Origin of the sequence: Amycolatopsis sp. cmx-8-4 (genome assembly GCF_046548675.1) — a bacterium.
Lineage (GTDB): Bacteria > Actinomycetota > Actinomycetes > Mycobacteriales > Pseudonocardiaceae > Amycolatopsis.
The window spans coordinates 365,466-380,574 of the sequence record NZ_JAEBDZ010000009.1 but is presented as its reverse complement, the minus strand read 5'-3'; the positions used below and the strand labels follow the sequence as shown (position 1 = coordinate 380,574).

Below are 15,109 nucleotides of genomic sequence, written 5' to 3'. Positions count from 1 at the left end.
CGGCCACAGATGCCGGTCGCCGCACCCGACGGAGTGATCCCACTCCGTCGCTGACACCGGTTAAGCTGCAGACCTCGGCTGGGGATTTTCAGGAAGCGCCTCTGGCCCACTTCGCAGAGCGCCATCAGGACAGTGCATCTGCGCGATGCTCGTCAGTCAGCGATGACGCGTGCCGGCGCACCTCCGCCGCATAGGCACGGAGCTGGCCTGCTTCGGACCAGCGTCTCGCCTGGTCCCGTGCCTCTTCATCGATCAGGTGCTCCCGCTGTGCGATCGCGGCGCGTTCCTCAGCCGCGGCCTGACGCTTCGCCCGTTCGGCTCTTTCCAGCTCCGCTTGGCGCTGCCGCTCCTCGGCCGCTGCGCGCTGCACCGCCAGGTGTCCGAGCCGGAGCCGGACTTCCTCCAGAATCTCCACGAGATCGTCTTCCAGGCGATGTTCGTCGGTGTCTTTCCAGCTGTCGGCCCAAAAACGCCCGGCACCGGCCGCGATGATGCCCAGGTGTTCATCCGGGACCTCGTCGAAGTCGGGGAACAAGTAGCCCTGTCGCGCGCGCTTGAGTTCGCGTTCTGTGGGCTCGTGGGGACGCCGGAGCGTGGCCTGGGTGAATCGGAGCCAGACCTCATCCCGGTCGAGGGCGAACCGGATCTCGTTCTGATGATCACCCCGTGTCGCGTATCCACGTGTGTGCCGTTCCGTCTGGAGCGACACGGTCATCCCGATCTCGCGTGCACCCAGTACCAGGGCGTCGATCAGGCGAAACGCCCGATCGCGCTGTGCTCTCTGGACGGGGAATCCCTCCAGCTCCATGCACGCCTGCACGATATCGGTCGGGTCCGGCGGCGTCGTAGACACGGCTTGAGCCAGCAGTCTGGTTTGCCACCCGGGCGGCGCTTCCAGCTTGATCGCCAGCCGGTATCCGGTGTCTTGTCGACAGTATTCGAACGACAGCCGCATTCCCTCCGGGATCCGCCCGAACCGCCGTGCTAAAGCCGCGAGCTGGCGTTGTTTCGGTGCCTGGTCAGTCGATACCAGGACGCGATGATCGACTGCATCCTGGAGTTTCTGCATGAGCTGGTCGACCGGTCCTCGTTTTTGCACAACCGGCTTCGTAGACGGCGTGACAGTAGGTCCGCTCGTGCTTGGGTCGGGCCGCTTCCGTGTGCCCGGCGCTGGAGCTTTGGGGCGTTGTTCAGGTTTCTTGCTGTCAGAAGGCGATAAACGATGGCGGTTGTCTTCCCGGGGCAGGTATGCGTCGTTCTCGAGGTAATAGACGCCTTCCTCAGTGATCGAGGCACCCCATGATGGGCCGTGGCCCTTCACGACGAGCAAGCCTCGGTTGTGCAGCGCGCGTGCGACCAAACGGTGCGACCAATCTTCGTAGACTCCCGCCGCGCAACCTGCGCGCACCCACGCGAGGACTTCCCGCTGAGCCGCATTGATGGGCATTTTGCGACTGGTCATCGTTACGCTCTCCTCGAAGGAACCGCTCCTGGCCGTCGCTATTGTCACCCCTGTCCGAACGCGACTGCGCCCGAGTCCGGGAACGGCAGGAGCTCACAGACCGCGCAACCGTGCCACACCAGCAGTTGGAGACGATCCCGCCCTGCCCAGACAATGATCACGATTTCACGGTCCGCCCTGTCGCGACAATCCTGCATCGACACGATTGCCGCCACCTCACGAGCCACTGGACGATCTCAGGCCACCGCCTGACGGTCCAGCGATATGGAGCTGAGCGGCGGACGGTCTGCGAGTGGGTGCCCACCGGTCGGCGGGCATCGAATGGTTCTGATTGTGGGCAGCCGCAGTGAGCTTGCTCCACCGGGTATGCGGTGAACCTCACGGCCAACTGTGCGCCCCAAGCAGGTTCAGCCGAGGTCGCAGCGCCACCCGTGGTCAGCGATCAGCTCGGTGATCCCGACCTCTTCCTGGGCAAGACGCGTGCCGCGTATCAGGTGCTCGGCTGCCCGATTCTGCAAATCCAGAGGTAGCCAGGCGGCTACGGCGTGCGCGGTGGCCGCGGCGAGGCGTGCTTGGCCTGGTTGGGGTCGCGCGTAGCGGAACATCGCCTCGTAGAGGCCGACCGCGGGCCTGACGGCCGGGAGTTGCTCGCGCGTTGCGACGGCTGCAGCGTTGGCCGGGATCTGCAGTCCTTTGGCGTCGAGATCACCGAAGTACCGCACCTCGCGGGCGGTGGGCGTCAGCCGGCTGATCGACAGCACTGACTGCTCGAAGGCGCCGCCTGCTCCCCAGCCGACCAGGCCGACGTTCCCGGGCTTCCGCCGGAGCGCGGACACGAGGGAGTCAAACGTGTCGCTGTTCTCGACCATCAGCAGTATCGGTCCATCACTGACGGACTCCATGATGAAGCCTGGTGCGACCCGCCGTGCCCGCAGGAGGTCCAAGCTGAGTCGGCTGTCACCGAACAACGCCGTCCCCATCAATTTGTCCAGGACCTTCTCGTTGCCGAAGATCTTGACTGACCGCTCCCGGTGCGGAACGACCGGCAGGTCTTCGCGGTCGTGTTCGTACAACCACGTGTTGAGGGACTCCAGGTGTGCCCGCTGGGCTGGGCTGGGCCGTGCTTCCTCGACCCAGGCCAGTCGGTGGTGCCACACCATCCGGGCGCCCGGTTTCGGCGACCTGGATGCCAGTCGGCTGACAAAGCGTGGCAAATGGGGCTTCTGACTGCGATCCCAGGATCGTGCACCGGCAGGTCGCACCAATCCGGCGTGATCAAGCTCGGCGATCACGTCGGCGAGCACCGACCGCCGACCGGGGGTCGAGCGGCCGGACGGGTCCGCTGTGTCGAGCAGTTGCCACAACTCCTCGAGCTGAACTCGCTGTCGTGGCCACTCGGCGAGCAGGTCCGCCATTCGACGGGCTCGCATGCTGACGGTGGGACCGGCAGTGTCGAGGTCTTCTGCCACTCAGTCTGTCTCCTCGATGTGCACCGGCCCGCGGAAGAACCGTGCTGCGGTGATCTGCCCGTGCTCGGGGTCCCCGTCCGTCGGCAGCCCGGCCCGGATCTCGTCCTCGACTGTCAGATAGGCCATGCCGCTGCGTAGATCGCGGTCGTTGCGCAGCCGGATGATCAACGGAAACAACGACAGTGCGTTGACGTCGAAGAGCCCGGTCGTGTAGATCAGCTGGACACCGAGCGCGTCGGCCACCCCGAGCTGCAGGTCCAGCAGGTAACCCGCCGAGGCACGGCCAATCGGATTGTCCAGGAAGAGGACACCGGCGTGCGGGCGGCGGAGCTGGCCTCGCTCGTTGGAGCGCAACGCGGCCATCGTGCAGTAGAGGATGATCGCCGCGGTCAGCAGCTGGCCACCCGAGAAGATCTCCGCGACCGACGACACACGGACCCGCTCGGCGCGCAGCGCGGCATCGGGCTTGAGGATGTCGACCCGCACACCTTTCGGCATCGCGGCTCGGACACCTTTGAGCAGGAGCGTCAGACCGTCGCGTTTCCCGCCCGTCGCCTTCGTAGTGCCCGTGGCGGCCTCGTCCACTACCTCACCGAGCCGTGCATCGAGCACCGGCGGTTCGAGTTCGGTGAACCGGATGTGCAGGAAGCGCAGGCCCGCCCAGTCGCCGAGGGCTTCCGGCAGCGCGCTGACCTTTTCCGCGGTGCGCAAGGTCTTGAGCGCGATCTCCACCATGCCGCGCAACCGGACCACGATCTCGGTGCGGTGGCGCTCGATGTGGGCCAGATCGTCGGCGAGGCTGCGCAGCCGCGGCTTGAGCGCGTGCTCCCAGTCCGCGGCATACTCGGCAAGCCGCTCTCGATCGACCGCGATCATCTGCTGCCTGACCGGGCTGTCGACCTTCTCGAAGGCTTGGCCGACGGCGTACTGGCCGAGCTTCGAGGAGAGGCGGCGAACCTCTCCCTGGGCGTTGGCCAGCATGTCCTCGGCTTCAGACACCGAAGTTCGGATCCTGGTCCGCCGGTCACGTGCGGCGGCGGCGTCGCCGGTGAACGGCGGCTCGGCGTCGCTGGCGGCGGCCAGTGCGCTGATCGAGTCGTAGAGCGACTCGAAGTCGTCGGCTGTCTTCTTGGTCGCCTCGATCGTCTTGCCGAGATCCTCAAGGTGCCGCTGCGCCTCTTCGTCGGCTTGGCGGGCGCGCTCGTAGTCGCTGGAGGCAACGTCCAGCAACTCGTCCGCGTGCGCGAGGTCGCGAGGATGGCCGTAAGGCTCCATCGAGACTTCCTGCGGTTGAAAAGCTTCGTAGGCCTGTTGACGGCGGCCGGCCTGTCCTTGGGCGGCGCCGGCCTGGTTCGTCAGGCCGGCGACCGCTCGTTCGGTCCTGGCTGTGGCGGCGGATCTGGACGCTGCGTCTGCTCCGTCCGGGGTGCTCAAGAGTTCGGTCGCGCGCGTTCGGACGGTCTCCGGCACCTTTTCCAGTACGGCGCGGGCCTGTGCTTCGGCGTTGAGTTTTGCCTCCAGCTCAGCCCGCAGATCAGCGCCGACTTCGACCTGCTCGTACGCTTCCTTCGCTGCCTGATAGGTCGCTCGTAAAGTTTCGGCGGACTCCTTTGGAGGCGTCGCCGTGCGATCCGCCGATCCGCCACCGGGAATCCGGCCGACTTCGTCGCGGGTGGTGGCGATGGTCCGTTGCTGGTCGTCGGTCTTGCGGTGGAGTTCGGATTTGTCCTGGCGCCGCGCTTCTGCTCGGTTGTAGGCGTCATCGGCCGCGAGTTGAGCGGCGGTTGCCGCTGCCTGCGCTTCCTTCAGCGCGTGGGACCATGTCGGCTCCTGGGCGATGACCTGAGCGAGTGCGGCAAGCTCGTTCGAGCGATTCCGCGCTGTCCGGGCCACTGCACGCAGATCGGGCAGGGAGGTGGTGATGGCTTCTTCGGCCTCGTTGATCGTGGCGAGCCGGGCGAGCAAGTCCTCCGCGTGGCTCTCAGCCTTCTCCAGCGTCTCCTGAGCGGTGTCGCGTTCCGCGGTCAACTGCTCGATGGTGCCGGGTGGCCACGCCCTCTCCCATTCCTTCAGGCGTCTGACCAATGCCTGGTCGTGTTCGATCTGCGCGGTCAGCGCATCCATCTGTGTCCGTCGTTCCCGCGTGGCCTCCACCAGCCGTTGCCGTTCGGCCGCGGCCAGGTCGACGTCGTACATCGCCGGATTCGGCGGCACCACATATTCCGTTTCGGGCGCCTCGGCCAGCGCCGTGCCGCCGAGAGTCTCGGTGGTGCCGACCACGACGATCGATCGAGGCAGCAAACGCGCAGCCGTCAGGACCTCTTCTGCGCGATCGAGATGCTGCGGATTGTTGAGGACGACCCCGTCGACCAGCTGAGGGTGCGCTGCCATGAGGTGCTCACGTCGATTGTCCGGCACTTTGGCGAGATAGTCCCAGCCGGCGTAGGCCCGGATACCGGCTTCGTCGAGGGCCTGGAGCGCCGAGGTGATCTCCGGACGGGGCGGGAGAAGCTCTCCGGTCTGCAGCGCTTCCAGCACCCGCCGGTCGGCGGCGTCCGCGAGTTGCCGGGTGACCAGTTCTTCGCCGTTCTCGGCGATGACTTCGCCCAACCGGGTAAGCAGGGACGGGTAGTCGTTCTCCAGCGTGACCGACGCAGTCCCGAGCACGGCTGCCAGCCGTTCCTCCTCGGCCAATGCGGCGGTCGCAGTCAACGCTTCTTCCAAGGCACGGGTCTTGCCAGCCAGCTCTGATCGGCGGCCGTCCGCTTCCCGTTCTGCGGCGCGTGCCGCCGGATCGAGCAGTCTGCGCTCGCCGCCGAGCCGGCTGTGCTCGGTTTCGGCTGCGGAGACGGCGGTCTCGGCATCGCCTGCGATCGCCTCGGCTTCCTCGGCCGCATCGGCTGGAGCGCGCCCGTCGTCCAGGAGACCCCTGGCCACCGCTCTGGCCACCTGCTCCCGAGCTGCGAGTATTTTCTCCCGAGCCGCCTGGGCTCGGCCCTTTTCCTGCCCGATCGCCTCCCGTTGCGCGTTTTCTTCCTCTGTCAGCTCGGCTATCTCCCGGTCGAGGACCTTCGCCTGAGCTGTCAGGCGCTGGACTTCTGCCTGGGCCTGGTCGATCAGGGCGAGCAAGCCTTGGACGAGCCGTCGCGCGGCAGCATCCCGTGCCCGCAGCGGCTCCGCGGCCTCCGCCTCCTTGGCTGCCACCAGGTCACCGACGGCCTGCGCTGCTCCCTGCGCGCGCTGGAACGCGATGAGGGTGTCTGTCGCTGTCCAGGCAGCCAGATCCGCCTGCTGTGCAGCCAGTCGATCTGTCAGCTCCTTGAGTGACGCTTCGGCGAGCTGCCACTCGATGCGTGCCCGGTCCCGGCGCAGCTCCAGCACGATGCGGTTCATCCGGCGGTTCTCCCGCTCGGTGGCCTCGGCCTGCTCGGCAGCTGTGCCCCGGTGCACGCCCAGCACCTCGAGCCGACCGGTCTCTTCGCCGCACCGAGCCTTGACGGCCCCGATGAACTGCGCAGCTTCCCGCGCCACGTCGGCGGAGACCTCAGCCGCTGCGTCGGCTTCCTTCGCCGCGGCCGCGAGCGGGCCGAGCAGCTCGAGGGCGCCGTCGACGAAGTCCCGCTCGGCGACCATCGAGGTGCGATCAGCGAGCTGGCCGGCGTAGCCGTCGATGAGTTCGGCCAGCAACCGCGGCTCCTCCTCGTCGGTCACGGCGCGAAGCAGCCAGTCGACGAACGCCTCATCGCTCTTGAAGGAGAACGCGTCGGCTGCCTCTCCCTCGCCGGCGTTCATCCTCCGCTGGTATCCGAAGAGCTTCGAATCGAGGTCCAGTGTCCCCAGGTGCTCGGTCCAGGCCCCCGGTGACGTCAGCCATTCGAACTGTAGATGGGGTTCCTGCCGATGGGCTTCGGTGAGCCGGTCCTTGAACCCGCTCAGCTCGACCTGCCGGCCCTGGTGCGTCAGTGGCAACGTGTCCAGATCCAGCTGATCGGTCGGCCGGAGGGACCACCATCCTTCGAGCAGCTTGTTCGGGTCACTGGACACGACGTGACCGCGCCAGGCCGACGTCTTGCCCGTGATCACCCGTTGCCCGGTGCGGGTGTGCTGCCATTCCAGGATCACGTGGGCGACGTCATCGGCGAGCACGAAGTCGTCCAGCGCTCTCGTGCTCGTGGTGCCGACGATCTGCCGGCGTCCGGGAAGCATCACCGAGAAGATCAGCTTGATCAGGACGGACTTGCCGTTGCCGTTCTCCGCGAACAGCACCGACGCCGGCGACGGCCGCCGCAACACACCCGCAGGTCCGGTATCGAACAACGCCCGCTGCGCCGGGGCGGGAACCGGCGGGCCGACATGGCGCAGGTCGAGAACCACGTCCTGGTAACGGGCACCTTTGGGCCCGACCGAATGCAGCCGGACCCGGGACAGTTCATACATCAGCGCCGCCTGACCCGGGATCGCTCGTCACGGCAAGACTGCCGGACGGGCCCGTGATGGAGATGACGCCGAGATCCAGCAGTTCCCGGAAGGCCGCGCTCGCGGCTACTTCGCGGACCTGCTCCTGGTAACGCGGAGTCGTGCGGTAGGAGCCGCCGTCGTCGGTATTGCGGAGGACCAGGAAGCCCTGGTCGGCCAGAAACCGGACGGCCTTGGTGATGATCGCGCGGGTGGTGTCCGGGGCCAGCCGGCCATCCTTGGTCGCCGCCGCGGCCGGGCGGCGCGTGTACGCGCGCCACGCCCGCTCCAGGTCGGGGGCCGTGTCGAGCGGATCTTCGTTCTCTTCCGCCTCGACAGCATGCTGCTCCAGCACCCGGCAGGCGTCTCGCACCACCGCATCGACCTCGGCCACGGCCACGTATCCCACATAGGCCGGGTTCCCGAGATCATCCGGACGAGGGAAGGCGAGCGCAGCGACCGCGAGGTGCGCCAGACCGTGCAGCATCTTGTCGACCCCGCGGTTGCCCAGCGCTGTGCGCTTGGCGTATTCGTCGATCTTCAGCTCGAAGGGTGATTCTTCCCGCGGGACCGGGACGGCACCGGACTGCTGGGTCACCGCCAGCATGGTCATCCCGAGGCCTTCGGCGAACGCCTTGACGAGTTCGGCGAACTCATCGTCCTCGTGGTAACGCCGCACCAGGTCCGCGTACACGGCATCCCGCGCGGGAAGATGCTTGGGCCGCATTCCGAGCGCGAGCAGCCGCCCGGCGTCCGTGGCATCCTCGGTCGGCGAGCTCACGCGACCACCTCTCCCCGGTTCTCCCCGGCTGCGACCCGATCAGCGGAATGACGCCCGATCTCCAGCGAGACCAGGCCGACCAGGAGGTCGGCGCCCCCGAACTCGTCGTCGGACAGCTCGGTTCCGTCATCGATCGCCAGCAGGATCGAATCGTCACCTTGGCGCAGTGCCGTGGTCACTCCCGGATCCAGCAGGTGAAAGACCCGGAGCCCGATGAGGTGCGGCAGGTCGGGGTCGAGGGCGCGGGCTTCGGCCAGCAGCCCCGACAATCGGCGCGGGACGGATCCGAGCGTGAGTAGCCGATCGGCCGCCGCCCACTGCTCGTCGTCGAACATCGCCGGGTCGGCGGCAGGTACCAGATCCGGTTCCGGAATCGGATCGCCGAGGTCGCCCCGGTCCGCAGGAGGTGCGAGCAGCTTGTACACGACGTCGACCAGCCTCGGGACACCCTTCACCGACAGGCCCGTGCTCTTGGCGAAGAACGCCGTCGTCACCCTGGTCGCCTCGGCGATACTCAGGCCGAGCGTCGGCGTCAGCAACTGGCCGAACAAATCGATGGTGGGCCGCCTCGCGGGTGCCGAAAATTCCTGTCGATCCTGCTCGGAGCGGAACGTCTTTCCGGCAAGAATCAGCCTGGCCTGGAGTTGTCCGTGCCGCTGCATGCAGTCGCGGACAATCGTGATCAGCGTCGCCGCCTGCCGCTTGCGGACCGGAGACTCCGATTCGTCCCGGGCCTGCGTGATGTTCGTGAGGATCGCGGTTTCGGCGCGGTGCCGGGCCGCGATGTGGTCCAACGCCTCCTTGATCAGGCTCGGTACCTCCTCCAGCCAGTCGACGGCGCGGACGTCACGGCGGGTCGCATCGAGCAGCCTGCGGAGCTGGTCGGCGTACTGGACCGTGCGCCAACGTGCGGCTTCGGCCGCCAGCTGTGCGTCGGAGAGCCGGCCGCGCCGGACCAGGTTGGCCAGTTTCGTCTCCGCCGCCTCCTGGGCGGACTCGACATCGGTGTCGAGCGCGCCGACCAGGACGTTGATCGCCTCGTCCGTCGAACGGAGGTAGACCTCGCCGTCCGCCGAGAACGACTCGATCAGCAGCTTGAAAGGCCAGGTACGGCGCTGGTATTGGCCCTGCGCGTCGAAGGTGCCGTAAGTGGCGGAGAAGCCGCGGTCCTGGGTGCCGACGTTGATCAGGTTGTCCAGGACCCACCGGGCGATCTTCCGATGCTCGTCCAGGGGCCGGTTCGGCGCCTGGGCAGCCACGAAGGGCAACGTCCGGCGCAGGACCTCTTCGTGATCGGCCCCGCGGTCGAAGTCCATCCGGATGGTGACCTGGTCGATGATCGTCAGCGCGATTTCCGACATCTGGTAGACATCGGCTTCGGCCCAGTCGAGCCGCCCCTTCCTCGCGTCCAAGTCGTGCACCGGGGCGGTGCAGGCCAGCGCCTTCAACCGACGCGCCAATGCCGCGTCCACCACCGGCCCGTCCGGGTCCGGCTCTGTCTCCTCCACCATTCTCAGACCATAACCACGAGGTATGACAGTTTCGACCGACCAAGCGAGTGCCACTCCCCGATCACCGGCTCCGGTATTCCCACGTCGAATCCGTCGCGTTGCGGGTCGCTCGCGTTACGATCGGCCCGGTGCGCCCTTCCATGCATAAGAGGAGCGTGTGCCAGTCTGGAGTGGTGAAGACTCCGGCGATCGCGGCACTCGTCGATGCGACGGGACTATCGGGTGCGCAGGTCCACGGCGTGATCGAGGTCTTGGCGCAGCTCGTGCCTGAGCGCTTGACCGATATCGCCGAGCGCGATGGGCTTGACGACGACACTCGAGTATTGATCCTGCAACGGGCGCCGCGGTATCTCGTCGTCCGAATTCTGGAGCGATGGCGCCCTGATCTCGCGCTGGTGGAGGCGGCGAGGGTGGCGCACGGCGCCTTTGTCGAACTGGTTCTGTATTGCGAAGGACAGGGCTGGCGAGACTGCGCCATTAACCTCGCATCGCAGCTCGAAGCGGGCGAGGTCGACTACCTCACGGAACAGTGGGCCCGTGATCATGGCACCGTCCCGGTAACCTCCGGATCGCGCTCGTGCATGCCGCCCTGGCCGACAGGACGCCCCGACCCAACGTGACCGAGTTGTCGAATTGGGAGCGACAGGAGCTGATCAAGCAGCTCGCAGGCGAAGAACGCAGGCGCGCGCGGGCAGCGTGGCGCGTTCTCGAACCAGCGCCAGAGCTCTGGGAGCCGCTCGCCCGTGACGGGGATGACGCGCCGCACGTCCGCCGGATCTTGCTCGATTCGGCGGAGCAGCTCACCGATGCGGTCCTCATGGCGTGCCTGCCCGCAGTGACCGGCGACAGACTCCGCGACGACGACGATCTGATGGCGGGGGTGCGCCTCACGCTCGCGTCAGACCTGGTGCGGCGCTGGCCACGCCTGCGCAGATCGCCCGGGACGACCTGAGCCGAGTAGTTCGGGAAGCCAAGGAAGACGGCTGGACGCCCGCTGGCCGTTTCCACACCAGCTGGGACGAGATAACCGCGCTTGCGGAACTCAGTGACGACACGAACTTGCTGGTCGACGCGGTCGCCGCCGCAACAGCAGACAAGCCCGGATACTCCTCGCGGTCCGGAGCAGCCGAGCCCACTTGGGAGGACAAACGCGCTCGCGCCGTCGTCGCGCTCACCGCCAACCCGGCCACACCTCGCAGCGACCTGGCAGGCCTGGTTCCCGCCCTGGATGAACAGGCGTTGCTGGCGATGCTGCCGCACAGCGACGATGACCTCGAGACCGCGGTGCGCGGCAGGCTGGACGACATCAGGCGCGCGGTGGTTGCGCGCCGTCCGATACTCGTCGCGGTGCCGTCAGACGACGAACTCGCGTGCTCGGCGAACCCCGAGGACGAGCTGCGCGGTCATCTCAAGCACTTGAAAGCACGCGCTGAGCAACGCGACTTGACCTGCGACGGGCTGCTCGGGTCGCGCTTCGCCACCGCCGACATCCTGCGTGCGCTGCCGGCCCACCGGGTCCTCGAGAGTGAAAACCAAGCCGGCTTGGTGGCCGGGTTGATCGCGGAAGCAAGCGGCGGTGACCCGGAGCGTTGGACCGCTCTCCCGGGGCAGCTCGAACCGCCACCTCGGAAGTCGGTCAAGTTCGACACGTGGTTGAGGCAACTCGCACAGGACGGTTAGGGCGGCTGTCCCGTGTGCCGGCATCGGTTTCGAAGGGTTCGTGGTGGCGACCGGCGGTGACAGCCGGTACGCCGATCGCTACGGTGGGGCCGGGTAGTCGATCGGGCAGCTGAGGGGGCTCGTCGTGGGAGGTGGGCGCAGGCCGCGCCGGGCGGTGCCGTTCCTGGATCGAGCGGTTCCGCGGCAGTTGATCCGTGATCACCTCGAGAGCCGCCGGACGCCGGGGAACCCTGGGTTGGTCTGCGTGCACGCGAGGGCAGGGCTGGGCAGCTACAGCCTCGTCGCCGAAGTGTGCGAGGACCAGCTGGGCAGCGACGGCGCGTATGTCGAGGTGCAGGCGACCGCGGCGGACGGTCAGGCCGTGCCGCCGGGGGAACTGCTGGGGCAGGCGCTCTGCGGCCTCGGGCTGGCCGAGTCGGATCTGCCCGGCTCGGATGCCGAGCGGGCCCACGCCTACCAGCGGAAATCGGCCGGTCGTCGGTTCGTTCTGCTGGTCAAGGACGTGGTCGCCGCCGAGCAGGTCGAGCTGCTCATCCCGCACGCGGCGCCCGACGCGGTGGTGCTGGTGACCAGCCGCCGCGCGCTGCGCAGGCTTTATCCGCACGGTTTCCTCGCGGTTGCGCTGGATGGCCTGCCGTCGCGGGACGCGCGGGAGCTGATGCTCGCCAGCTTGGGCGTGACCGGTCGCGAGCTCGAGCCCGGCGTGATCGACGAGCTGTGTGCCCTGTGTGACGGGCACCCGCTGCTCATCCGGTTGGTGGCGGCCCACCTGCTGGGGCGGGCGAGGGCGGCCGAGCCGTTGGTGGCCAGGGTCCGGCGGTCCCGGGCCGCACTGCTGGAACTGGACGTGACGCAGCCGGTCGCGTCGTCCCTGAAGCTGGCCTACGACGGGCTGGCGGAGCCGTATCGCCAGGCGTACCGGCGGGTGGCGCTGATTCCCGGGCCCAGTTTCACGGCGGCTGCGGCTGCCATCGCCTGCCATGCCGACGTCCTGGCTGCGACGGAGTTGCTCGACGAGCTGGTCGACGCGTGCTTGCTGACTTACGAGGAGTCCTCCGGGCGCTACGCGTTTCACGCCGTGGTTCGCGAGCACGCCAGGTTGCGGGCGTTCGACGACGAGGACAGCGAAGTCCGGGATGTGATCGTCGCCGACATCGTGGAGTGGTACTTGCACGAGGCGGTGCCTCGGGATGCGGTGTTGTCGGGGCGGTGGCGGGTCGGCGCGGTCTTCGCCGCCTACGCGAGTTCCGGGCGGCCCGTGCCGACGAGGGACGCCGCGATCGTGTGGTTCGAGGCGGAGTGGCGCACCGTCGTGGCCTGCGTCGCCGCCGCCGAACGCGTCGAGCGCCACGATGTTGCCTGGCAGTTGTGCGTCGCGCTGTTCAAGTTCCTGCACATGCACGGACACACGGCGGCCTGGCTGGAAAGCCACCGGGTGGGTGTCGCCGCCGCGGAGCGGACCGGTGACCAGGCGGCGATCATGCAGCTCACCAACCAGCGAGGTTCGGCGTGGATCGCGGTCGGTGACCTCGAGTCGGCGCGGGCCGACTTTACGGCCTCCCTCGACGCGGCGGAGTCCGTGGGGCACGCGCTGGGGAAACAGTCGAACCTGGAGTGGCTCGGCAAGGTGGCGGCGCGGCAAGGTGACCTCACGCAGGCGTTCGCCCGCTACGACGAGTCCGAGCGCGTGATCGACACGGCCGGTACGGCGATCTCCGGTGACCAGGCTCTTCGGATGCGCGCCTTGCTGGATCTGCAGCGTGCGCGAGGACACCGTCAAGCCGGCGACGCGCCGTCAGCCCGTGCGGAGGTGGCTCGTGCCCTGGCGTATTTCGGTGCGGCGTCGGGGGAGCGGGAGAACCGGGCCAAGTGCCTGCTGGTCCTCGGGGACGTGCTGGAAGACCGGGCGGCCGGTGTTGACGCCCATCGCGAGGCGGCCGAGCTGTTCGCCGCCGACGGGCTCGGCCGAATGGAAGCTGAAGCATGGCACCGGGTTGGCCGGCGCGATGCCGACTCCAATGCGGCGAAGGCGTCGCTTGAACGAGCCCGTGCGCTCTATGCCGAATTGGGAGATCGCCGGGAGGACGACGTCAGGGCGGATCTTGACGCGTCACAGTGAGTTCGACCGCCTGCGAACCGAGCTGAACGGTGATCGCGGTGTCGAGCCGTTGGCCCGCGTCCAGCCGGGAAAGCAGAGCGGCTGCGGCCGCTTCGGCCAGGTTGGGGCGGGCGGCTCGGGCGATCACGGTGTCGCCGTAGCGCGTAGTGACCCGGTAGTGGGCCGGATCGAGGCGTTGCACCACGAGGCGGCAGACGGGTTGTTTCGCAAATACCTCGGCCGGCGCGGGGCCGTTCACGGTCGTGAGCACGACGGCGGCGAGGCTGTAGAGGTCCCGCCGGGGATGGTCGACGGTGACGACGAGATGCCCGTCCAACGGCTCCGGAGGGCCACCCTGGGGCGGGGTGACGTCGGCCGGCCGGCGGTTCAGCCGGAGGGTGTCGGGGCCGATCACGTCGGCGACGGCCCACCAGGCCCGGACGTCGTCGCTCAGCGGTGCCAGGTCCTCGGCGCGATAGCTCGGGAGCAGCGCGGCGGTCGCCGGTTCCGGCAGGTCCATCAACGTGTAGAACGTGCGACGCAGGAGCGCTGCCGACTCACCGGGCCGGGAGGTCGCGAGACGGCGGACCTCCCGCTGGTTTCGCTTGGCCGACATGGCTTCACGAAGCTGGGAAGCCAATGGGCGCTGCTGGTCCAGCCGTGGGGCGACCCGGCCGAGGGCGCCGATGGCGGAGTCGGCTACGACGTCTTGCTCCGGGAAGGTCGCGAGGATGGTGGGCTTGCCCAGTGCCGCGGCGTAGCCGGTGACGGCGCCGTGGTCGCCGATGACGACGTCGGCCGCGAGCAGCGCCTGCTGCCACCCTCGCACTGGCGGGATGATGCGGAGCCCGGCGCGCAGGCAGTCGCCGAGCCAGAGTTCGATCTGCGCGGGGCCGTGGGCGTACCAGACGTTGGGGTGCAAGGCCACGCAAACGACGTGGCGGTCGAGATCGAGTTCGGCGAGCACCCGGGCGATCAGTTCCGGGAACCGGCCGAACAGCGAGCGAGGACCCCAGGTCGAGGACACGAACACGACGGTGTGCTGCGGGCCGGCATCGAGGCGGTCGCGGTAGGCGCTGCGCGATACGGAACTGACGACGAGCCGGTCGAAGCAGGGGTCTCCGGCAACGACCGCGTTGGCGACCGCCGCCGGTACTGCGGAAGCGAGGCGCGCGATTTCTTCGTCATGGGCCAGGATGATCGCGCTGGGAACGACCGCGCCACCCTGAACGAGCCACTGGGCGGAGAGTCCGTAGACGTCGCCGGTTTCCGGTTTCCGGTTTCCGGTTTCCGGTTTCCGGCTCGAGTATTTAGTGTAGCCAATTCCGTGGGACAGCACTGCGAGCGGCGCGGCGATGTCGTGCAGGTTCCCACTATTGTGTACCGAAATCGCGAGGTCGAATTCGGTGGCGAGAGCTTGGTGCCAGGGAAGCAATGCGACACCGAGATCGGCGAGTTCGCGTTCGACACCGGACTCGACGGCCGAGGCCCCGGGCATCGTGTAGACCAGTTGAACCCGGCGGTCGGAATCGAACACCGTCACCAGGTCGTGCAGCCGGTTCAGCGCGGTGACCGTGTGGACGACCACCAGGACCGTCCGCTCGGTCGACGCGGTGTTCCAGCGCCGGCTCTGCGGTCCGACGGGAACCTTGG

The 15,109-nt window shown here is 68.0% G+C and carries 10 protein-coding genes; 4 read left to right on the top strand and 6 right to left on the bottom strand.

The window, feature by feature from the left end; translation table 11 throughout:
• Positions 1-124: 124 nt before the first annotated feature.
• The 5 genes from ACLJQZ_RS22150 to ACLJQZ_RS22130 form a co-directional block, all read right to left on the bottom strand.
• The gene (locus tag ACLJQZ_RS22150; RefSeq protein WP_410621810.1) at positions 125-1,462 is read right to left on the bottom strand and encodes a hypothetical protein; all 1,338 of its coding nucleotides are present in this window, start codon (positions 1,460-1,462) and stop codon (positions 125-127) included.
• Positions 1,463-1,869: 407 nt separating this feature from the next.
• Positions 1,870-2,931 (bottom strand): Wadjet anti-phage system protein JetD domain-containing protein, encoded by a 1,062-nt coding sequence (locus ACLJQZ_RS22145; protein WP_410621809.1) that lies wholly within the window; start codon positions 2,929-2,931, stop codon positions 1,870-1,872.
• On the bottom strand, positions 2,932-7,368 hold the full coding sequence (locus tag ACLJQZ_RS22140) for a hypothetical protein (protein ID WP_410621808.1): 4,437 nt from the start codon (positions 7,366-7,368) through the stop codon (positions 2,932-2,934). It lies immediately after the preceding gene.
• Positions 7,361-8,113, bottom strand: coding sequence for a hypothetical protein (locus tag ACLJQZ_RS22135; protein ID WP_410621821.1), 753 nt, complete (start codon positions 8,111-8,113; stop codon positions 7,361-7,363). Before ACLJQZ_RS22135 ends, ACLJQZ_RS22140 begins: the two co-directional genes overlap by 8 nt.
• A 50-nt stretch (positions 8,114-8,163) precedes the next feature.
• Positions 8,164-9,678 (bottom strand): hypothetical protein, encoded by a 1,515-nt coding sequence (locus tag ACLJQZ_RS22130; RefSeq protein ID WP_410621807.1) that lies wholly within the window; start codon positions 9,676-9,678, stop codon positions 8,164-8,166.
• A 173-nt stretch (positions 9,679-9,851) separates the two neighbouring features.
• Here ACLJQZ_RS22130 and ACLJQZ_RS22125 point away from each other — a divergent pair, with 173 nt between their 5' ends.
• The 4 genes from ACLJQZ_RS22125 (at position 9,852) to ACLJQZ_RS22110 (ending at position 13,477) form a co-directional block, all read left to right on the top strand.
• On the top strand, positions 9,852-10,298 hold the full coding sequence (locus ACLJQZ_RS22125; protein ID WP_410621806.1) for a hypothetical protein: 447 nt from the start codon (positions 9,852-9,854) through the stop codon (positions 10,296-10,298).
• Positions 10,295-10,630: a hypothetical protein gene (locus ACLJQZ_RS22120; RefSeq protein WP_410621805.1), complete on the top strand. Its 336-nt coding sequence runs from the start codon at positions 10,295-10,297 to the stop codon at positions 10,628-10,630. The genes ACLJQZ_RS22125 and ACLJQZ_RS22120 overlap by 4 nt, the downstream gene beginning before the upstream one ends.
• 107 nt (positions 10,631-10,737) lie before the next feature.
• Entirely contained in the window at positions 10,738-11,358 is a 621-nt protein-coding gene (locus ACLJQZ_RS22115) for a hypothetical protein (protein ID WP_410621804.1), read from the top strand.
• A 244-nt stretch (positions 11,359-11,602) separates the two neighbouring features.
• Complete coding sequence (locus ACLJQZ_RS22110) at positions 11,603-13,477, top strand: hypothetical protein (RefSeq protein WP_410621803.1); 1,875 nt, start codon at positions 11,603-11,605, stop codon at positions 13,475-13,477.
• On the opposite strand, the gene ACLJQZ_RS22105 is transcribed toward ACLJQZ_RS22110, so the two are convergent.
• The gene (locus ACLJQZ_RS22105; RefSeq protein ID WP_410621802.1) at positions 13,449-15,044 is read right to left on the bottom strand and encodes a hypothetical protein; all 1,596 of its coding nucleotides are present in this window, start codon (positions 15,042-15,044) and stop codon (positions 13,449-13,451) included. The genes ACLJQZ_RS22110 and ACLJQZ_RS22105 overlap by 29 nt on opposite strands.
• Positions 15,045-15,109: the final 65 nt, after the last annotated feature.

What these genes read in the sequence shown, in the direction of transcription:
- ACLJQZ_RS22150 (WP_410621810.1), bottom strand. Translation starts at nt 1,462, where the DNA reads ATGACCAGTCGCAAAATGCCCATCAATGCGGCTCAGCGGGAAGTCCTC.
- ACLJQZ_RS22140 (WP_410621808.1), bottom strand. Translation starts at nt 7,368, where the DNA reads ATGTATGAACTGTCCCGGGTCCGGCTGCATTCGGTCGGGCCCAAAGGT.
- ACLJQZ_RS22135 (WP_410621821.1), bottom strand. Translation starts at nt 8,113, where the DNA reads ATGCGGCCCAAGCATCTTCCCGCGCGGGATGCCGTGTACGCGGACCTG.
- ACLJQZ_RS22130 (WP_410621807.1), bottom strand. Translation starts at nt 9,678, where the DNA reads ATGGTGGAGGAGACAGAGCCGGACCCGGACGGGCCGGTGGTGGACGCG.